The organism is Kitasatospora sp. NPDC057512, from assembly GCF_042802135.1.
GTDB lineage: Bacteria > Actinomycetota > Actinomycetes > Streptomycetales > Streptomycetaceae > Kitasatospora.
In genome coordinates this window covers 1-19,548 of record NZ_JBHVET010000063.1, presented here as the reverse complement: position 1 = coordinate 19,548, position 19,548 = coordinate 1, and the positions used below count along the sequence as shown (strand labels likewise).

Annotated in this window: 13 protein-coding genes and 1 riboswitch; of the genes, 11 read left to right on the top strand and 2 right to left on the bottom strand. The window is 74.4% G+C overall.

The features are described from left to right. Positions 1-533: 533 nt before the first annotated feature. A complete protein-coding gene (mfd, locus tag ACFU6K_RS07260) occupies positions 534-4,193 on the top strand; it encodes a transcription-repair coupling factor (protein WP_380661398.1) in 3,660 nt (1,219 codons plus the stop codon). A 117-nt stretch (positions 4,194-4,310) separates the two neighbouring features. On the opposite strand, the gene ACFU6K_RS07255 is transcribed toward mfd, so the two are convergent. Beyond that, positions 4,311-4,901, bottom strand: coding sequence for a DUF4352 domain-containing protein (locus ACFU6K_RS07255; protein WP_380661397.1), 591 nt, complete (start codon positions 4,899-4,901; stop codon positions 4,311-4,313). Between the two features lie 187 nt (positions 4,902-5,088). Between ACFU6K_RS07255 and ACFU6K_RS07250 the strand changes: the two genes are divergently transcribed. The 4 genes from ACFU6K_RS07250 to ACFU6K_RS07235 all read left to right on the top strand — a co-directional run bounded on the left by ACFU6K_RS07250 (position 5,089) and on the right by ACFU6K_RS07235 (position 12,268). Then, a complete protein-coding gene (locus ACFU6K_RS07250) occupies positions 5,089-7,254 on the top strand; it encodes an N-6 DNA methylase (protein WP_380661396.1) in 2,166 nt (721 codons plus the stop codon). A 326-nt stretch (positions 7,255-7,580) separates the two neighbouring features. Then, positions 7,581-8,234, top strand: a complete 654-nt coding sequence (locus tag ACFU6K_RS07245; protein ID WP_380661395.1) for a hypothetical protein — start codon at positions 7,581-7,583, stop codon at positions 8,232-8,234. Continuing rightward, positions 8,231-9,886 (top strand): protein kinase, encoded by a 1,656-nt coding sequence (locus ACFU6K_RS07240; protein WP_380661393.1) that lies wholly within the window; start codon positions 8,231-8,233, stop codon positions 9,884-9,886. The genes ACFU6K_RS07245 and ACFU6K_RS07240 overlap by 4 nt, the downstream gene beginning before the upstream one ends. 1,338 nt (positions 9,887-11,224) lie before the next feature. Beyond that, the gene (locus ACFU6K_RS07235; RefSeq protein ID WP_380661392.1) at positions 11,225-12,268 is read left to right on the top strand and encodes a MazG family protein; all 1,044 of its coding nucleotides are present in this window, start codon (positions 11,225-11,227) and stop codon (positions 12,266-12,268) included. 4 nt (positions 12,269-12,272) lie between these two features. Here the strand turns inward: ACFU6K_RS07235 and ACFU6K_RS07230 are convergent, their stop codons facing one another. Beyond that, entirely contained in the window at positions 12,273-12,695 is a 423-nt protein-coding gene (locus ACFU6K_RS07230; protein ID WP_380661391.1) for an SDR family NAD(P)-dependent oxidoreductase, read from the bottom strand. A gap of 311 nt (positions 12,696-13,006) precedes the next feature. On the opposite strand from ACFU6K_RS07230, the gene ACFU6K_RS07225 reads away from it, so the two are divergent. The 6 genes from ACFU6K_RS07225 (at position 13,007) to ACFU6K_RS07200 (ending at position 19,511) form a co-directional block, all read left to right on the top strand. After that, a complete protein-coding gene (locus tag ACFU6K_RS07225) occupies positions 13,007-14,383 on the top strand; it encodes a cytochrome P450 (RefSeq protein WP_380661390.1) in 1,377 nt (458 codons plus the stop codon). Positions 14,384-14,604: 221 nt separating this feature from the next. After that, positions 14,605-14,773: riboswitch (cyclic di-AMP (ydaO/yuaA leader) on the top strand. 5 nt (positions 14,774-14,778) lie between these two features. Further along, positions 14,779-15,684, top strand: coding sequence for a transglycosylase family protein (locus ACFU6K_RS07220; protein WP_380661389.1), 906 nt, complete (start codon positions 14,779-14,781; stop codon positions 15,682-15,684). Positions 15,685-16,027: 343 nt separating this feature from the next. Then, entirely contained in the window at positions 16,028-17,314 is a 1,287-nt protein-coding gene (gene eno / locus ACFU6K_RS07215; protein ID WP_049651968.1) for a phosphopyruvate hydratase, read from the top strand. 118 nt (positions 17,315-17,432) lie between these two features. Further along, positions 17,433-17,930: a septum formation initiator family protein gene (locus tag ACFU6K_RS07210; protein ID WP_380661388.1), complete on the top strand. Its 498-nt coding sequence runs from the start codon at positions 17,433-17,435 to the stop codon at positions 17,928-17,930. Beyond that, entirely contained in the window at positions 17,902-18,573 is a 672-nt protein-coding gene (locus tag ACFU6K_RS07205) for a DUF501 domain-containing protein (RefSeq protein ID WP_079271855.1), read from the top strand. The genes ACFU6K_RS07210 and ACFU6K_RS07205 overlap by 29 nt, the downstream gene beginning before the upstream one ends. Then, the gene (locus tag ACFU6K_RS07200) at positions 18,570-19,511 is read left to right on the top strand and encodes an exopolyphosphatase (RefSeq protein WP_380661387.1); all 942 of its coding nucleotides are present in this window, start codon (positions 18,570-18,572) and stop codon (positions 19,509-19,511) included. Before ACFU6K_RS07205 ends, ACFU6K_RS07200 begins: the two co-directional genes overlap by 4 nt. The last annotated feature ends 37 nt before the right edge of the window (positions 19,512-19,548 follow it).

Below are 19,548 nucleotides of genomic sequence, written 5' to 3'. Positions count from 1 at the left end.
CTCCAGGAAAGGGCGCCACGGTTCCCGGCGCTTGGGCGGGCGCCCCCACCCAGGGCCGCCCGGCCTCGCACCTCCGACCCCCATCGGGGGTGCGACAGTGCCCCCACAGCCATCCCCCACGGTTGGGTGCGGCGGGCACGTTCACCATGGTGCGCGATCTCCATGGACGGCCAGTGACAGGAGTATGTCCAGTTCGTGGCGGATGGCCGTGCCCGGTTCGGTGCGGCTTCCGGTTGGTTCGTCCACCGGCCGGACCGGTGGTCCGTCCAGTCGTTCGTTCCCGGATGTGTTCCTGACAAAACGTGGGGGTGGGCGAGCGGGGGCCCGATGCCCAGGCCCCCGGTACGGTCCCGGCGCGGCCCCCGGTCCGGCTCGGGTCCGGCCCCGCCGGAGCCGTGGACCGCGTGCGTGTCCGTGCCGCGGCGTAGGCTGGAGACCCCCGGCCGCTCGGCGTGCCGGGCCGTTCGCGTTGCCCCGGCGGGCCTTCGCCGCCCCGGGGCAGCACCAGCCACGGGACGAAGAAGAGACCCCAGATGAGTCTGACCGGACTGCTCGATGTCGTCGCGCGGGACGCGGCGCTCGCCGAGGCCATCGAGGCGGCCACCGCCACCGGAGCCGCGGCCGGCGGACGCCGCCACCTGGACCTGGTCGGGCCGCCCGCCGCCCGGCCGTTCGCCATCGCCGCGCTGGCCCGCGCGCTCGCCGGGCAGGCCGCCGGGGACCGGGGCCGTCCGGTGCTCGCCGTCACCGCGACCGGCCGGGAGGCCGAGGACCTCGCGGCCTCGCTGCGCTCGCTGCTGCCCGCCGACGCCGTCGCCGAGTTCCCGGCCTGGGAGACCCTGCCGCACGAGCGGCTGTCGCCCCGCTCGGACACCGTCGGGCGCCGGCTGGCCGTGCTGCGCCGGATCGTGCACCCGCGGCTTGATGGGGGCACCTCCCAGCCGGAGGCTGGGGGAGACGCGGCGGCCGGGCCGGTCCAGGTGATCGTCGCCCCGGTCCGCTCGGTGCTCCAGCCGCAGGTCAAGGGGCTGGCCGAGCTGGAGCCGGTGGCCGTCCGGCGCGGTGAGTCGTACGACCTGGAGGAGGTGGCCCGCCGGCTCTCCGCCGCCGCCTACGCGCGCGTCGAACTGGTCGAGAAGCGCGGCGAGTTCGCCGTCCGCGGCGGCATCCTGGACGTCTTCCCGCCGACCGAGGAGCACCCGCTGCGGGTGGAGTTCTGGGGCGACGAGGTCGAGGAGGTCCGGTACTTCAAGGTCGCCGACCAGCGCTCGCTGGAGATCGCCGAGCACGGCCTGTGGGCGCCGCCCTGCCGGGAGCTGCTGCTCACCGACGAGGTGCGGGCCCGGGCCGCCGAGCTGGCCGCCGAGCACCCCGGGCTGGCCGAGATCCTGGACAAGATCGCCGAGGGGATCGCGGTCGAGGGCATGGAGTCGCTGGCGCCGGTGCTGGTGGACGACATGGAGCTGCTGCTGGACGTGCTGCCGCTCGGCTCCGTCACGGTGGTCTGCGACCCGGAGCGGGTCCGCACCCGGGCCGCCGACCTGGTCGCGACCAGCCAGGAGTTCCTGCACGCGTCCTGGGTCGCGGCCGCGGCGGGCGGGGACCGGCCGATCGACCTGGAGGCCATCGACGTCTCCGCCGCCTCGCTGCGCTCGCTCGCCGAGGTGCGCGAGCACGCCGCCGAGATCGGGCTGCCCTGGTGGTCGGTCAGCCCGTTCGCGACCAGCGAGTCGACCGTCGACGGCATCCTGGAGTTCGACGCCAACACGCTGACCCTCGGCATGCACGCCGTCGAGGCCTACCGGGGCGACACCGCCCGGGCGATCGCCGACGCCAAGGAGCGGCTGGCCGCCGACTGGCGGGTCGTCATGGTGACCGAGGGCCACGGCCCGGCCTCCCGGCTCGCCGAGGTGCTGGGCAACGAGGGCATCCCGGCCCGCCTGGTCGCCGACCTCGCCGAGGCGCCCACCCGGGACGTCGTCCACGTCTCCTGCGGCTCGATCGAGCACGGCTTCGTCGACGAGGCCCTGAAGCTCACGGTCATCACCGAGACCGACCTGTCCGGCCAGAAGTCCTCCACCAAGGACATGCGCCGGATGCCCTCGCGCCGCCGCAACGCGATCGACCCGCTGGCGCTGGTGGCCGGCGACTACGTCGTCCACGAGGCGCACGGCGTCGGCAAGTACGTCGAGATGGTGCAGCGCACCGTCCAGGGCGCCACCCGCGAGTACCTGGTGCTGGAGTACGCCCCGGCCAAGCGCGGCCACCCCGGCGACCGGCTGTTCGTGCCGACCGACCAGCTCGACCAGGTCACCAAGTACGTCGGTGGCGAGGCCCCGACGCTGCACCGGCTCGGCGGCGCGGACTGGGCGAAGACCAAGCAGCGGGCCAAGAAGGCGGTCAAGGAGATCGCCGCCGACCTGATCAAGCTGTACTCGGCCCGGATGGCCGCCCCCGGCCACACCTTCGGCCCGGACACCCCGTGGCAGCGCGAGCTGGAGGACGCCTTCCCGTACGCGGAGACGCCCGACCAGCTGACCACCATCGCCGAGGTCAAGTCGGACATGGAGAAGTCCGTCCCGATGGACCGGCTGATCTGCGGCGACGTCGGCTACGGCAAGACCGAGATCGCGGTGCGGGCCGCGTTCAAGGCCGTGCAGGACGGCAAGCAGGTGGCGGTGCTGGTGCCGACCACGCTGCTGGTGCAGCAGCACTTCTCGACCTTCGCCGAGCGCTACGCCAACTTCCCGGTGACGGTGAAGGCGCTGTCCCGCTTCCAGACCGACAGCGAGGCCAAGGCCGTCCTGGAGGGGCTGTTCGAGGGCTCGGTGGACGTCGTCATCGGCACCCACCGGCTGTTCTCCTCCGAGACCAGGTTCAAGGACCTCGGCCTGGTCATCGTCGACGAGGAGCAGCGCTTCGGCGTCGAGCACAAGGAGCAGCTGAAGAAGCTGCGCGCCAACGTGGACGTGCTCACCATGTCCGCGACCCCGATTCCGCGAACCCTGGAGATGGCGGTCACCGGCATCCGCGAGATGTCCACCATCACCACCCCGCCGGAGGAGCGGCACCCGGTGCTGACCTTCGTCGGGCCGTACGACGAGAAGCAGATCTCGGCCGCGATCCGGCGTGAACTCCTGCGCGAGGGCCAGGTGTTCTACATCCACAACCGGGTGGAGTCGATCGACAAGGCGGCCGCCCGGCTGAAGGACCTGGTGCCCGAGGCGCGGATCGCCACCGCGCACGGGCAGATGGGGGAGACCCAGCTGGAGAAGGTCGTCGTCGACTTCTGGGAGAAGGAGTTCGACGTCCTGGTGTCGACCACGATCGTGGAGTCCGGCATCGACATCTCCAACGCCAACACCCTGATCGTGGAGCGCGGCGACACCTTCGGGCTCTCCCAGCTGCACCAGCTGCGCGGCCGGGTCGGCCGCGGCCGCGAGCGCGGCTACGCGTACATGCTGTACCCGCCGGAGAAGCCGCTCACCGAGACCGCGCACGAGCGGCTGGCCACCATCGCCCAGCACACCGAGATGGGCGCGGGCATGTACGTCGCGATGAAGGACCTGGAGATCCGCGGCGCGGGCAACCTGCTCGGCGGCGAGCAGTCCGGGCACATCGCGGGCGTCGGCTTCGACCTCTACATGCGGATGGTCGGCGAGGCGGTGGCGGAGTTCCGCGAGTCGCTGGCCGGCGGCGGGGAGGCGGAGGAGGAGCCGCTGGAGGTGAAGATCGAGCTGCCGGTCGACGCCCACGTGCCGCACGACTACGCACCCGGCGAGCGGTTGCGGCTGCAGGCGTACCGCTCGATCGCCGCGGTCAACTCGGAGGAGGACATCCAGCAGGTCCGGGACGAGCTGGTGGACCGCTACGGCAAGCTGCCCGAGCCGGTGGAGAACCTGCTGCTGGTCGCGGCGCTGCGGCTGTACGCCCGGCGGTGCGGGATCTCGGACATCACCCTCCAGGGCTCCAACGTGCGCTTCGGGCCGGTGGAGCTGCGGGAGTCCCAGCAGCTGCGGCTGAACCGGCTCTACCCGCGCAGCCAGGTGAAGGCGGCGGCCCAGCAGCTGCTGGTGCCGCGCCCGAGCACCGGGCGGATCGGCGGCAAGCCGCTGGTCGGGCGGGAACTGCTGGGCTGGTGCAGCGAGTTCCTGTCGGCGATGTTCGACGACCTGGCGGGGGCGAAGAAGTAGCGTCCGCCCCTCGGGTGGTCCACGGCGGTCTCGGGCTCTGCCCGGGGCCGCCGTTCCGTGTCTGTCTGTCTGTCTGTTCGCCCGGGTGGGGTGGGGCTGCTGCTGTGAACAGGGCTGTCAGCCGATCTTCCACTGGCCGGTCTGCGGGGCGAAGCCGCTGTCCAGGCCGAACTGGGCCCTGTCGAGCTTGACGTCCTTCGGGACCTCGAAGGTGACAAAGCCGAGGGCGCTCTCGCCGGGGGCGATGTTGGCCGGGACCTGGAAGCTCGGGCCGGCCTTGGTGTCGGCGACCGTGGTGCCGAAGGCCTGGCCCTGGGCGTCCAGCACCTTGGCGCCGTTGCCCGGGGCGTCGCTGTAGGCCTTCTTGCCGCTCGCCTTGATCCGGAACTGGACCGCGACGAAGCGCTTGCCGTCCGCCGGGTGGACGTACTCGTTGTCGGCCTCGGCGTTGTCGACCACCTTCACCAGCGTCACCTCGGCGGTGTCGGCCGGGTCGTTGCCCTTGAGCGGGATGGTGTCGCCGACCTGCGCCACCTTGGGGGCGTCGGCCGGCTTGCCGCCGCCGGCGGGCGCGCTCGCGGCGGCGCTCTGCTTCGGCTCGGTGGCGACGGACGGGCCGCCGGTGGAGTTGCACGCCGTCGCGGTGAGCGTGATCAGGGCAGCGCCCAGCAGCAGGGAGGCGGTGCGGCGGCGGGTGGTCGCGGACATGGGTGTTCTCCCGGTGATCGGTGGGTTCTCCTGGCGCCGCCTCCGTTCGGCGGCGACGGAGAGATCACACCACTCGGCCGTGAATCATGTCAATGCGATTTCACAAAAGAGCTCTGTTCACATGTGAACCGGGGTCGAGGGGTGCATCGCTATGCTGTGCGGTCACAGCCCCAGCGAAGGAGCCCCCGTGCCGGACCGTCCCGAAGTGACCGCCGCCGAGATCGCTCGGCTGGCCGGCGTCGGCCGGGCCGCGGTCAGCAACTGGCGCCGCCGCCACCCCGACTTCCCGCGCCCGGTCGGCGGCACCGACGCCAGCCCGGCCTTCGCGCTCGCCGAGGTCGAGTCCTGGCTGCGCGCCCAGGGCAAGATCGCCGAACTCCCGCTGCTGGAGCGGGTCTGGCAGCTCGTCGACACCCTCCGCGACCCGGCCGGCCACCCCGCCGCCCCGCTGGTCGAGGCGGGCGCCCTGCTCCTGCTGCTGCACCGCGAGCCCGGACAGTGGGCCGAACTCGCCGACCGGCCCGACACCCGGCTCGCCCTCGCCCTGCCCCGGGCCGTCGCCGGCACCGCCGTCCACGCCTTCGGCCCGGACGGCGCCCGCACCCTCGACCTCCCGGGCCTGCTCGGCAGCACCCAGCTGGACCTGGCCCGGCTGCTCGCCGAACTCGCCGCCCAGGCCGGCCCGGTCGGCGCGTACGAGCAGTTGCTCACCCGGCACGCGGAGGCCAACACCCGCCAGCTCAGCCCCACCCCGCCGGAGGCCGCCGAGCTGCTCGCCGCCGTCGCCGGCGTCCCCGCCACCGTGCTCGACCCGGCCGTCGGCCTCGGCTCCGTCCTGCTCGCCCACCCGCCGACCACCGGCCGCTACGGCCAGGACGCCGACCCGGTCGCCGCCGCCCTCGCCCGGCTCCGGATCGCCCTGCACACCCCCGCCGACGAGCCCGGCCCGCTGCCGCTCGACCTGCGGGCCGGCGACGCCCTGCGCGCCGACGGCTTCCCCGGCGACACCTTCGAGGCGGTGCTCTGCCAGCCCCCGTACAACGAGCGCGACTGGGGCCACGACGAGCTGCAGTTCGACAGCCGCTGGCCCGGCGGGCTCGTCCCGCCGCGCGGCGAGTCCGAACTCGCCTGGGTGCTGCACTGCCTCGCCCACACCCGCCCCGGCGGCCTCGCCGCGCTGCTGCTCCCGCCGACCGTCGCCGCCCGCCGGGCCGGCCGCCGCGTCCGGGCCGAACTGCTCCGCTCCGGCGCGCTGCGGGCCGTCATCGCGCTGCCGGCCGGCGCCGCCCCGCCGTACGGCGTCCCGCTGCACCTGTGGGTGCTGCGCGCACCCCTGCCGGGGAGCGGCTTCCGCCAGGTGCTGATGCTGGACGCCGGGGCGGCGGCCTCCGGCCCGGCGCTCTCCGGACCGGGCGGCGCCGCCGGGGCACCGGTCGCCGAGGGGGGCCGCGACAAGGTCGACTGGACCGGGCTGCGCCGCACCGTCCTGGACGCCTGGCGCGGCTTCGACCTCGCCGCGCGCGAGGGGCTGCCGCTCCCCGCCGACCGCCCCGGCGTTCACCGGGTGATGGCCGCCATCGACCTGCTCGACGACGAGACCGACCTCTCCCCGGCCCGGCACGTCCCGCCCGCCGCCCCGCTCGGCGGCGCGGCCGAACTCTCCCACCTCGGCGGCCGGCTGGCCGAACTGCTGGCCGACCTGCCCGACCCGGTCACGCTGCTGCCGCGGCCGGGCGCCGCGACCGACGGCGTGTCCGGTGCCACGCCCGTTGGGGTGGTCACCATCGGCGAGCTGGTCCGCGGCGGCGCGCTGGAGGTGTACTCCTCCGGCACCGGTGCCGCCACCCGGCCGGCCGGTTCGGGCGGCACCCCCGTCGTCACCGACCAGGACCTCGCCACCGGCGCCGCGCCCAGCGCCGTCCTCGCCTTCGGCCCCGGCCCGGCCGGGGACGTCCGCACCCGCCCCGGCGACGTCCTGGTCCCCGCCCTCGGCGGCGGCACCGCCCGGGTCGTCCCCGCCGAGGGCCCGCTGGTCGGCGCCGCCCTCGGCCGCCAGCTCCACCTCCTGCGGCCCGATCCCGCCGCCCTCGACCCCGAGTTCCTGGCCGGTCAGTTCCGCTCCACCGCCGGCACCCGACGCGCCGCCAGCCACGCCACCACCACCGCCCGCCTCGACATCCGCCGCGTCGAACTGCCCCGCCTCCCGCTCCCCGCCCAGCACCGCCTCGGCACCGCCTTCGCCCGCCTCGCCGCCTTCGACACCGCCCTGGCCCAGGCCGCCGCTCTTGGCCGCGGCCTCGCCCAGGCCGCCACCGACGCCCTGGCGACCGGCGCGCTGGCGCCGCCGGAGTAGGGCGCGTCCGGCGGTTCCCGCCGACGAGGGCCGCGCCTTCCCGCCCGGCGATGCGCGGACCCCGGGGCAGGGTGCGGCTCCGACGGGAACGGCCGGCCCTGCCCCGGGGCCCGTCCTGTGGGGCGGCGGTGTCCGAGGGCGGGACGGGGCTCGTTCCGGAGGTGACCACGGCTCAGTACCGGCGCGGTACCGGCTCAGTACCGGCGTGATACCGATGCGGCAGCGGGCGGACGGAAGCCCTCCGGGGCGACCGGGCCTGGCGGTACGGTGGGCGCAGCCGTTCGCACCGTCCGTCGGTGCCGGTCCTCACCAGCTCAGGAGCGCGCATGTCAGGGCAGTACCCCGGGCAGTTCGGACCGCCGCCCGGCGGAACGCCGTACGGGCCGGGGCCGGGGCAGGGGTACGCGCCGGGCACGCTGCCGGGCGGGCTGTCCCGGCCGGTGTCGGTGGCCGGACAGGCTCCGGTACCCGGGCGGTTCGGGGTGGTCGCGCGGGTGCTCTGCGCGCTGGCCCCGCTGCTCTCCTTCGGCCTGCTCGGGGCCGTCCCCTCGCTGCTGCTGGCGGTCCGGCGCCGACGGGCGTACGACATCCTCGGCGCGGCGGTGTTCTGCGCGCTGCTGCTCACCATGATCGTCTCCGCCGGGATCGCGGGCAGCCTGAAGAATCCGACGGCGGACACCACCGGCTCGATCACCCTGGCCGTGCTCTGGCTCCTGCCGACGGCGCACTTCCTGGTGATGGACAGCCGCGCGGTCTGGCTGGCCGGGCGGCCGGCACCGCAGGCCGTACCGCCGGGAGTACCGCAGGCCGTTCCGCCGTACGCGGTGCCCGACGTCTCGCCGTACGCGGCGACCGTGCCGGGGTACGGCGTGCCCGCTCCTGCCGCCCCGGGTCCGGTGAGTCCGGCCCCCGAGACCGCCCACGACCTGCGCGAGCTGGGCGAGTTGCTGCGCCGCCAGGCCCGCGAGGACCGGCCGTGACCGCCACTCGGCTGATCGCGGGCCGCTACCGGCTCACCGAGAAGATCGGCCACGGCGGCATGGGCCAGGTCTGGGCCGGCCAGGACGAACGGCTGCACCGCCCGGTCGCGGTCAAGCTGCTCCGCCCCGAGCACCTGCTCCCCGGCGGGACCGGCTCCGGCGGCGAACGGGCCCGCCACGGCGACGAGTTGCGCCGCCGCTTCCTGCGCGAGTGCCGGGTCACGGCCGCGCTCGACCACCCCGGACTGGTCACCGTCTTCGACGCCGGCGAGGACGAGGGCGAGCTCTACCTCGTCATGCAGCGCATCCCCGGGGTCAGCCTGGCCGACCTCATCGCCGAGGACGTGCCCTTCCCGATCGAGCGCGCGGCGGCCGTCGCCGCGCAGCTGTGCACCGCGCTGGCCGCCGTCCACGCCATCCCGGTGGTCCACCGCGACCTCAAACCGAGCAACGTCATGGTCCGCGAGGACGGCCGCACCGTCCTGCTCGACCTCGGCATCGCCACCGCCCTCGACACCGAGACCACCCGGCTCACCCTCACCGGCGTGCCCGTCGGAAGCCCCTCCTACATGGCCCCCGAACAGGCCCTCGCCGCCACCACCGACCCGCGCAGCGACCTCTACGCGCTCGGCTGCCTGCTGCACGAGATGCTGGCCGGCGAGGAGCCGTTCCGGGCCCCCACCGCGCTCGGCGTCCTGCGCCGGCACGTCGACGAACCGCCCGTCCCGCTACGGGAGTTGCGCCCCGAGGTGCCGCAGCCGCTGGAACAGCTGGTGCTCGACCTGCTCGCCAAGCAGCCCGCCGACCGCCCGGCCGACGCCCGGACCGTGTACGCGCGGCTGCTCCCGCTGCTGCCCCCGGCCGACGGCGCCCCGCAGCCCCGCTACACCCCGCTGCCGGACCCGGCCCGGCCCTTCCGCTACCCGCACCAGCCGCAGCCGCCAGCCGAGGCGGCAGCCCCGGTTGCCCCGGCCGGCCCGCCGTCGGTGGTCCGCTCCGAGCCGCGGCCCTTCCTCATGCCGCCCGCCCCGTCGACCCGTCCGACCCCACCCCCCGCCCCCGCGGGCCCGGACCTCGGCGCCGAGTGCGCCCGGCTCTCCGACCTGGTCGACGCCGGCCGCCACACCGAGGTGCTCGGCCTCGCCGCCCGCCTGCTGCCCCGGGCCGAGGCCGAACTCGGCGACGCCACGCCCCTGGTGCGCACCATCCGCAGCATCTACGCCCGCACCCTCCTGCACCAGGGCCACCCCCAGCAGGCCCTCCCCGAGTACCGCCGCCTCGCCGCCACCGCCGACGGCGGCCCGCACGGCCCCCAGGGCCTCGACCACCGCTACCGCGCCGCGATCTGCCTCGACCGGCTCGGCCACGGCCCCGAAGCCCTCGCCGAGTACCAGGCCCTCCTCACCGCCCACACCGCCCGCCTCGAATCCGGCCTCGACACCGACCCCGAGCGCGGCTACGACCTCCGCGAACGCATCGGCCTCCACCTCGCCGCCACCGGAGACCCCCAGAACGCCTGGCAGTGGCTCCTCCCCCTCCTCCTCGAACGCGAACGCCGCGACGGCCCCCACCACCCCACCGTCCGCCGCCTCCGCCAATCCCTCTCCACCCTCACCCCGACCGCCACCCCCTGGCCCCCACCCCGCCGCTGAGGGGCGACTCGTCGGGTGTGCCGTGGGGAGGAGACCGTTCCACCCTCACCCCGACCGCCTCCGTCCCTGGCTCCCAAACCGCCGCTGAGGGAGCGGGGCATCGGGCAGACAAGGGGAGCACACCGTTCCGCCCTTACCCCGACTGCCACCCCCTGGCCGCCACCCCGCCCTTGAAGGGGTGGCTCGTCGGGCAGGCCGTGGGGAGGAGACCGTTCCGCCCTCACTCTCACCACTGCTCCCTGGCCCCCGTCCCGCCGCTGAGGGAGCGGGGCATCGGGCAGACACGGGGAACAGACCGTTCCGCCCTTACCCCGACCGCCACCCCCTGGCCGCCACCCCCTGGCCGCCACCCCGCCCCTGAAGGGGTGGCTCGTCGGGTGGGCTGTGGGGAGGGGACTGCTTCATCCTCACTCTCGCCGCCGCCCCCCTGGCTCCCATCCCGTCCCTGGGGGTGGCTCGTCGGGCAGGCCGTGGGGAGGAGACCGTTCCGCCCTCACCCCGACCGCCTCCCCTGGCCTCCACCCCGCCGCTGAGGGGGCGGGGCATCGGGCAGGCAAGGGGGAGGGAGATCGCCGTGGTCGATGCCGGACGGCCTGAGGGGCAGGACCGAGCCGCCGCTGCCGCACCGGCAGCGGCGGCTTCACAGATCCGGCCGCCCGCCGCTGGACGACCGGGGCCGCCCGCCGCAGGAATGCGGGTTCGGGACTGGCACGCACCGGGACGGGGGAGCGGTCGCCTCAGCTGCTGCCGACCGGGCGGCACCGTGCCGGCGACGTGGACCGGTCGCGGGGCTCACACCACCAGGCCCGCCGTGGCGGCCTGCAAAGGGGCCCGGGCTCGGTAGGCGGTGCGGGGGCCGGGCTCGGCGCGGCATGTGACGACCGGTGGCCGGGGCGGCCGTCATGCCGACCGGCGGTTCGCACTGTCAGGTCCGTCGCAGTGGCCCGCAAGACAGCTGGGTCTGGTCGGCCGCGCCGGGCCCGGCCTGAGGCGCTATGTGGGCACCGGTGGCCGGGGCTTGCCGTCGGCTGTCATGCCGACCGGTAGCAACCATCACGACATCAACCAGTTCCGGCCCCTCCTGGATGCCGTCTCCCGTGGCCGAGAGCGGCCCGGGCCCACCGGCTGCCGGGCCACCGCGCGGGCGTGGCGCTCCCCTGAGCGGGCGCCAACCAGTGCGGGTGGGCGTGAGAAGTCGGCCGGGTCGACTTCCTGCGTTCTTGCGGGTGTGGTGGGGGACGGCGGGGCTGGGGAGTGGGAGGTCAGGGGGCAGCGGCTTCCCGGGCTGCCTGGGACTCCGGCCCGGCCCGGGATCGGGTGCGGAGGTAGGTTCGGGGTGTGACGACGAATGCTGTGCCGACGAAGACTCCGGGCGCGAAGTTGATCCTGCTGACCACCACCCACCGGGTGGCTCCCGGCCTGCTGGCGTGGCCGGCGTGGGAGGCGTTGCGGTCGGCGGGGCGGGTGCTGGTGGGGGACGAGGGGCATCCGCAGGTGGCGGCGGTGCGGCAGGCCGGGGTGGTCGTGGAGGCGGTGCCGGCCGGGTCGGCGCCCGCGTTGGCGCGGCTGCTGACGGGGCAGCCCGCGGGGGCCGGGCCGACGGTGTGGCTGGGCAGCCCGGACGGGGACCCGGGGCTGACCGACGCGCTGGCGCGGCTGGCGGTGGAGCACGCCGGCGAGGTGCCGGAGATCGAGGTGCTGCCCGGCTCGTACGACCTGCCGGGGTCGCGGCTGCTGGACCTGGTGACGGTGATGGACCGGCTGCGTTCCCCGGGCGGTTGCCCCTGGGACGCCGAGCAGACGCACGAGAGCCTGGTGAAGTACCTGGTCGAGGAGGCGTACGAGCTGGTCGAGGCGATCGAGGCGGGGGACCGGGAGACGCTGCGCGAGGAGCTGGGCGACGTCCTGTTCCAGGTGTTCTTCCACTCCCGGATCGCCGAGGACCACCCGACCGAGCCGTTCACCGTCGACGACGTGGCCGGGGACATCGTCGAGAAGCTGATGTACCGGCACCCGCACGTGTTCGGGAACGTCGAGGTCGAGGGCGCCACCGAGGCGGAGGCGAACTGGGAGCAGCTGAAGGCGGCCGAGAAGGCGGACCGCGAGTCGGTGCTGGACGGCGTGCCGGCCGGGCTGCCCTCGCTGGCGTACGCGGCGAAGCTGGTGTCGCGGGTGCGCCGGGCGGGCTTCACGGGGGTGCCGGACGAGTCGTACGGGTTGCCGGCCGAGCTGACGGCCGATTCGGCGGGCCGGCTGCTGCTCGCGGTGGTGCAGCGGGCGCACGACGCCGGGGTGGACGTGGACGCCGCGCTGCGGTCGGCCGCGCGCGGTTACCGGGACGCGGTGCGCGCGGCCGAGGGCCTCGGTCCGGTCGGGGAGTAGGCGGTCAGGCCGCCGTGGCGGTGCGCTCGGGGCGCCGCTGCGGCGGGACGAGTTCGCCGATGGCCTCGCCGACGAGGAGGACGAGTTCGGCGAGCCGCTCCAGGTCGAGGTGGTCGGGCAGGTCCGCCAGCGAGATGATCCGCTCGCCGGCGGGGCCGGCCACGGCGAACAGGTCGATCGGCCCGAGGTGCTTCTCGGCGGTGTCGACGAGGGCGGCGACGTCGCTGGGGCGGCGGATGTCGCCGCAGACGCCGACGACGGGGCAGCCCGGCCGGTCGAGTTCGGCGGCGAGGTCCTCGGCGATGCCGGCGTGCTGGTCGGCGATCAGCATTCCGGCGGTGCCGGCCGCGGCGAACCGACGGGCGAGGCCCGCGCCCGACCCGCCGTCGAGGACCGCGATGACGACGACTGACCCGCTGACCCGCATGGTCTGCTCCTCCCTGTGGGCGACACCGCACCGGCGCCCACGCGTACTGCGGAGGATCGTAGGCACGTCCTGACCCTCCGCAACAGGGATTACCCCTCAGGTGACCAGGCTCACGCCCGCCCCGCGGCCAAGAGTCGGCCAAGAGCTGTCCACGGACCGGCCACGGACCGGCCACGGAGTGTTGGCGCGCCCGACGCGTCCGGCGGCGGAGGAGCCGTGGAGGAGCCACGGGGGAGCCACGGAGAAGCGGCAGGGGGAGCGGCGGCCCGCCGGAGGGAGGGCGCGCCCGTCGCACCGGATACGGTCGGTCCATGCCAGCTCAGCCCGACCCCGCCCGGCCCGCCGCCCCGTCGTCCGACGCCCCCGCCCCACAGCTGTTCACCTGGGAGTTCGCCGCCGACCCGTACCCCGCCTACGCCTGGTTGCGCGAGCACTCCCCGGTGCACCGCACCACCCTGCCGAGCGGGGTGGAGGCCTGGCTGGTGACCAGGTACGCGGACGCCCGGCAGGCGCTCGCGGACAGCCGGCTGTCGAAGAACCCGGCACACCACAGCGGGCAGGCGCACCGCACCGGCCGGGTGGGCATCCCGGGGGAGCGGCAGGCGGACCTGATGACCCACCTGCTGAACATCGACCCGCCGGACCACACCCGGTTGCGCAGGCTGGTGTCGAAGGCGTTCACCCCGCGCCGGGTGGCCGAGTTCGAGCCGCGGGTGCAACAGCTCACGGACCGGCTGATCGACGGCTTCGCGCAGCGCGGTTCGGCGGACCTGATCCACGAGTTCGCGTTCCCGCTCCCCATCTACGCGATCTGCGACATGCTCGGGGTGCCGGCCGAGGACCAGGACGACTTCCGCGACTGGGCCGGAATGATGCTGCGACACACGAAGCCGGGCCACGGCGGGGGCCAACGCGGCGGCGTGGGGCGGGCGGTGAAGCGGATGCGGGCGTACCTGCTGGAGCTGATCCACCGCAAGCGGGCGGACCTCGGGGACGACCTGATCTCGGGCCTGATCCGGGCCGGCGACCACGGTGAGCACCTGACCGAGAACGAGGCCGCGGCGATGGCCTTCATCCTCCTGTTCGCGGGTTTCGAGACCACCGTGAACCTGATCGGCAACGGCACCTACACGCTGCTGCGCAACCCGGAGCAGCGCCGGTCGCTGCAGGAGTCGGTGGTGCGCGGGGAGAGCGCGCTGCTGGAGACCGGGATCGAGGAACTCCTGCGCTACGACGGGCCGGTGGAGCTGGCGACCTGGCGGTTCGCGACCCGTCCGCTGACCATCGGCGGGGTGGACATCCCGGTCGGCGACCCGGTGCTGGTGGTGCTGGCCGCGGCGGACCGCGACCCGGCCCGGTTCGCGGCGGAGAACACCCTGGACCTGGCCCGGAAGGACAACCCCCACCTGGGGTTCGGGCACGGCATCCACTACTGCATCGGCGCTCCGCTGGCGCGGCTCGAAGGGCGTGCCGCGCTGGCCACGCTGCTTTCCCGGCTGCCCGATCTGCGGCTCGCGGAAAGCCCGGAGAATCTGCGCTGGCGGGGTGGTCTGATCATGCGTGGCCTGCGCGAACTCCCGGTGGAATTCAGCCCGGAGAGCCGTTCCCCGCACGCTCCTCCGCGCACTCCTCCGCACACCGCTCCGGCCGCCGCTCCGGACGCCTCTTCCGCGCCCCCGACCTGCTGAGATCACGCTGACGGGACGTCGCCGATCGCCCGCCGACGGGGGTGTGAACACCCATCAATCCGGACATAACGCCGCTGTTGGTAGGCGATCGGACACGGGCCGTAATTGTTGTGTGATATCGGTGATATGAGCTTGTGATTGGTCTGATGATCTGTCTACTCTCCCTGGAGTTCGCAGCTGCGGACCTCGTACGCGGAACGCCGAATCCTGCCCGCCGCGTCACGGGAAACCGACCAGAACCCTGGGCAGGGGCGGGGGAACCAGGTTTGTTGCCGTCTCCCCACGGCTTGGGGTGAAGCCGCCCGAGCGGAATCGTTTCCGCGTACGGCGGCCGGGCCACCTCCCGGTCCGAACCCGACAGCTCACCTCGCAGGCGTACGGAGAGGGACCTCTTCATGCTGTTCGTTGGAACTGGCCGTCACCGTCGTCGCACCCAGGCCGAGAAGGCCATCGCCGTCGCCGGTGTGGCCGGCGTCGGACTCGCGATGCCGCTCCTCACGGCCACCGGCGCCTCGGCCGCCCCGGCCTCGACCTGGGACTCCGTCGCCCAGTGCGAGAGCGGCGGCAACTGGAGCATCAACACCGGCAACGGCTTCTACGGCGGCCTCCAGTTCACGTCCAGCACCTGGAAGGCGTACGGCGGCACCGCCTACGCGGCGCAGGCCAACCAGGCCAGCAAGGCCCAGCAGATCTCGGTCGCCGAGAAGGTGCTGGCCTCGCAGGGTCCGGGCGCCTGGCCGGTCTGCTCCCAGAAGGCCGGTCTGACCAAGGGCGGCGCCCCGGCCTCGGTCGACACCTCCTCGGACGCCAAGCCGCAGTCCGCCCCCAAGCAGCAGGCCCCGAAGCCCGCCGCCAAGCCGGCCGAGAAGCCGGCCGCGCAGAAGCCCGCCGCCCAGAAGCCGGCCCAGAAGCCCGCCGCGCAGCCGGTCCAGCAGGTCGCCCCGCAGCAGCAGGCGCAGCCGCAGACCCCGGGCTTCTCCGGCAAGGCCGGCTGGGACGCCGACGCCAAGGTGTACTGGTACCAGAACAACGGCGGCTGGTACTGGACCAGCCACCAGAGCGTCTACCAGCAGTACGCCGGCCAGGCCGCCGCCCAGCCGCAGTACGCCCCGCGCGCCGCGCAGCAGGCCCCGCAGGCCGCCGGCCACGACTACACCGTCCGCGCCGGTGACACCCTGTCGACCATCGCCGCCGCCCAGGGCGTGTCCGGCGGCTGGAGCGCGCTGTACGAGCAGAACCACTCCACCGTCGGCGGCGACCCGAACCTGATCATGCCCGGCCAGGTGCTGCACCTCGGCTGAGCCGCCCCGCCCGACGCCGGGCGCGCCCGCGGCCGGTAGCCCCGTAGGACCGGGGGCGCCCGCCGCCGCGCCGGAGCGCTCGGCGCCGACGCCGCTCCACCCCGTCGTCCGAAGGGGGCCGGTCCTACCGGTCCCCTTCGTCCGCATTCGCCCGCTCCGGTGGGACAAGCTGGGACAAGCAGGTGAACTACCGGTGGGTAGCAGGGCCACACGCTGAGACGGGACCGAGGCCGACGTGGCCACGGCAGCCCGGGCGGTTAGGCTCTGGTCGTAACGACTCCGCAATCGTCCAGCTGACAGCACCACCGTCAGACCGGACCCTGCTCTCGCAAGGAGATGCCTCGTGCCGTCCATCGATGTCGTCGTAGCCCGTGAGATCCTCGACTCCCGCGGCAACCCCACGGTCGAGGTCGAGGTCGGCCTCGACGACGGCAGCACGGGTCGTGCCGCTGTCCCGTCGGGTGCCTCCACCGGCGCCTTCGAGGCGCTGGAGCTGCGCGACGGCGACAAGAACCGCTACTTCGGCAAGGGCGTCGAGAAGGCCGTCCTGGCCGTCATCGAGCAGATCGGCCCGGAGCTGGTCGGCTACGACGCCACCGAGCAGCGCCTGATCGACCAGGCCATGCTGGACCTGGACGCCACCCCGGACAAGTCCTCGCTCGGCGCCAACGCCATCCTGGGCGTCTCGCTGGCCGTCGCGCACGCCGCCTCCGAGGCCAGCGACCTGCCGCTGTTCCGCTACCTGGGCGGCCCGAACGCGCACGTCCTGCCGGTCCCGATGATGAACATCCTCAACGGCGGGTCGCACGCGGACTCCAACGTCGACATCCAGGAGTTCATGATCGCCCCGATCGGCGCGGAGTCCTTCTCCGAGGCCGTCCGCTGGGGCGTCGAGGTCTACCACACGCTCAAGGGCGTGCTGAAGGAGCGCGGCCTGTCCACCGGTCTGGGCGACGAGGGCGGCTTCGCCCCGAACCTGGACTCCAACCGCGAGGCCCTGGACCTCATCGTCGAGGCCATCGAGAAGGCCGGCTACGTGCCCGGCCGTGACGTCGCGCTGGCGCTGGACGTCGCCTCCTCCGAGTTCTACGAGGACGGCGCCTACCGGTTCGAGGGCAAGGACCTCACCGCCGCCGAGCTCATCGAGTACTACGCCGAGCTGGTCGCCGCCTACCCGCTGGTCTCCATCGAGGACCCGCTGGACGAGTCGGACTGGGCCGGCTGGAAGGCCATGACCGACAAGCTGGGCGACAAGGTCCAGCTGGTCGGCGACGACCTGTTCGTCACCAACCCGGCCCGCCTGGCCCGCGGCATCGAGACCGGCACCGCCAACGCGCTGCTGGTGAAGGTGAACCAGATCGGTTCGCTGACCGAGACCCTGGACGCCGTCGAGCTGGCCCAGCGCAACGGCTACCGCTGCATGATGTCGCACCGCTCCGGCGAGACCGAGGACGTCACCATCGCCGACCTGGCCGTCGCCACCAACTGCGGCCAGATCAAGACCGGTGCCCCGGCCCGCTCCGAGCGCGTCGCCAAGTACAACCAGCTGCTGCGCATCGAGGAGATCCTCGACGACGCCGCCGAGTACGCCGGCCGCGGCGCCTTCCCGCGCTTCCGCCACGAGGGCTGAGCGCTCCCGGTAGCGCACGCCTGACCGGTGCCCCGCCGTTCACCCCGTAGGGTGGACGGCGGGGCACCGTCGCGACCAGGAGGGGATACGGGAGATGGCTGGCTGGAGGATCCCGGGCTTGGCGGCCCGGCCCCGGTTCACGAGCCGGGCGACCGTCCTCGTCCTGGTGCTCTGCTCGCTGGTGGCGATCCTCGCCTACCCGACGCGGCAGTTCATCTCCCAGCGCGCCGAGATCTCCGCCCAGCGGGCGAAGGCCGACCACGCGCGCCAGCAGGTCGAGCAGCTGCGCCGGGAGAAGGCCCGCTGGCAGGACCCGGAGTACGTCAAGGCGCAGGCCCGCGCCCGGCTGCACTACGCGGTGCCGGGGGAGACCCCGTACATCGCGGTGGACCCGGCCGGCCCGGCCTCCGCCAGGACCTCCTCGTCCGCGGGCGGTGCCGCCTCCGCGCCGAACGCGGCGCCCGGAAGCGCCGCCGGCCAGGCGAAGGCCGCCAAGCCCTGGTACGCCAGCATCTGGGACTCGGTGGACGCCGCCGACACCGCCGCGGCGGCCCCCGCCACCCCCCTTCCCCTCCCACCGTCCCCCGTTGGAGACACCTCCCCCCATGACCACTGAGAACCACCCCACCGTCTCCGACGCCGACGTCGCGGCCATCGCCGCCCAGCTCGGCCGGGTGCCGCGCGGCCTGCGCGGCGTGGCGCACCGCTGCCCCTGCGGCAACCCGGACGTCGTGGAGACGGCTCCCCGGCTGCCGGACGGCACGCCGTTCCCCACGCTCTACTACCTGACCTGCCCCAAGGCCGCCTCGCTGATCGGCACCCTGGAGGCGGAGGGCGTGATGAAGGACCAGAGCGCCCGGCTCGCCGAGGACCCGGAGCTGGCCGCCGCCTACCAGAAGGCGCACGAGGACTACATCGCCCGGCGCGACGCGATCGAGGTGCTGGAGGGCTTCCCGAGCGCCGGCGGCATGCCGGACCGGGTGAAGTGCCTGCACGTGCTGGTCGGCCACTCGCTGGCGGCCGGCGAGGGCGTCAACCCGCTCGGCGACGAGGCGATCGGGATGCTGGAGGACTGGTGGGCCAAGGGCCCGTGCGTCTCCCCGGCCGAGGTCGAGGCCGCCGGTGAGCGGGTCGCCCGCAACCGCGCCAAGGAGCAGGACCACGAGGCCGTGATCGCCGCCAAGCAGCAGAAGGCCGCCGAGCGCGCCGCGAAGAAGCGGGCCGCCGAGGACGCCGCGGCGGAGCGGGAGTCCGAGTGAGCACGACCCGCGTCGCCGCGATCGACTGCGGCACCAACTCGATCCGCCTGCTGGTCGCCGACCTCGACCCGGAGACCGGGGAGATCACCGACCTGGACCGCCGGATGATCGTCAACCGGCTGGGCCAGGGCGTGGACCGGACCGGCCGGCTGCACCCGGACGCGCTGGCCCGCACCTTCGCGGCCTGCCGGGAGTACCAGGAGGTCATCTCCGGCTTCGGCGTCGGCCCCGAGCGGGTCCGCTTCGTCGCCACCAGCGCCTCCCGGGACGCCGAGAACAGCGACGAGTACGTCAAGGGCGTGCGCGACATCCTGGGCGTCGAGCCCGAGGTGGTGAGCGGCGAGGAGGAGGCGCACCTGTCCTTCGTGGGCGCCACCAAGGAGCTGACCGGCGGTCAGTTCCCCGGCCCGTACCTGGTGTTCGACCTCGGCGGCGGCTCCACCGAGTTCGTGCTCGGCACGGACGACGTGCGGGCGGCGCGCTCGGTGGACATCGGCTGCGTGCGGCTCACCGAGCGGTACTTCGGCGACGCCGAGCTGCCCTCCGAGGAGCAGGTCGCGGCCGCCCGGGCGCACGTCCGGGCCGAGCTGGACCGGGCCGAGGAGGTCGTCCCGTTGACCGGCGCGGCCACCCTGGTGGGCCTGGCCGGGACGGTCACCACGGTGTCCGCGATCGCCCAGGGCCTGCCCGGCTACGACTCGGCGGCGATCCACCACTCGCGGATCAGCCGGGAGCGGGTCGCCGGGATCGCCCGGGAGCTGCTGGCCGCCACCCACGCCGAGCGCGCGGCCATCCCGTCGATGCACCCGGGCCGGGTGGACGTGATCGCGGCCGGGGCGCTGGAACTGCTGGAGATCATGGAGCGCACCGGCGCCGCCGAGGTGGTCGTGAGCGAGCACGACATCCTGGACGGAATCGCCTTCGGTATCGCCTCCTGACCCCGTGCGGGGCTTACCCGAACCGGCCCCGGCACCC

Bases quoted from the DNA above. Each gene is read 5' to 3' on its own strand.
- ACFU6K_RS07230 (WP_380661391.1), bottom strand. From the start codon at position 12,695: ATGCGGGTCAGCGGGTCAGTCGTCGTCATCGCGGTCCTCGACGGCGGG.
- mfd (WP_380661398.1), top strand. From the start codon at position 534: ATGAGTCTGACCGGACTGCTCGATGTCGTCGCGCGGGACGCGGCGCTC.
- ACFU6K_RS07220 (WP_380661389.1), top strand. From the start codon at position 14,779: ATGCTGTTCGTTGGAACTGGCCGTCACCGTCGTCGCACCCAGGCCGAG.
- ACFU6K_RS07225 (WP_380661390.1), top strand. From the start codon at position 13,007: ATGCCAGCTCAGCCCGACCCCGCCCGGCCCGCCGCCCCGTCGTCCGAC.
- ACFU6K_RS07255 (WP_380661397.1), bottom strand. From the start codon at position 4,901: ATGTCCGCGACCACCCGCCGCCGCACCGCCTCCCTGCTGCTGGGCGCT.
- ACFU6K_RS07245 (WP_380661395.1), top strand. From the start codon at position 7,581: ATGTCAGGGCAGTACCCCGGGCAGTTCGGACCGCCGCCCGGCGGAACG.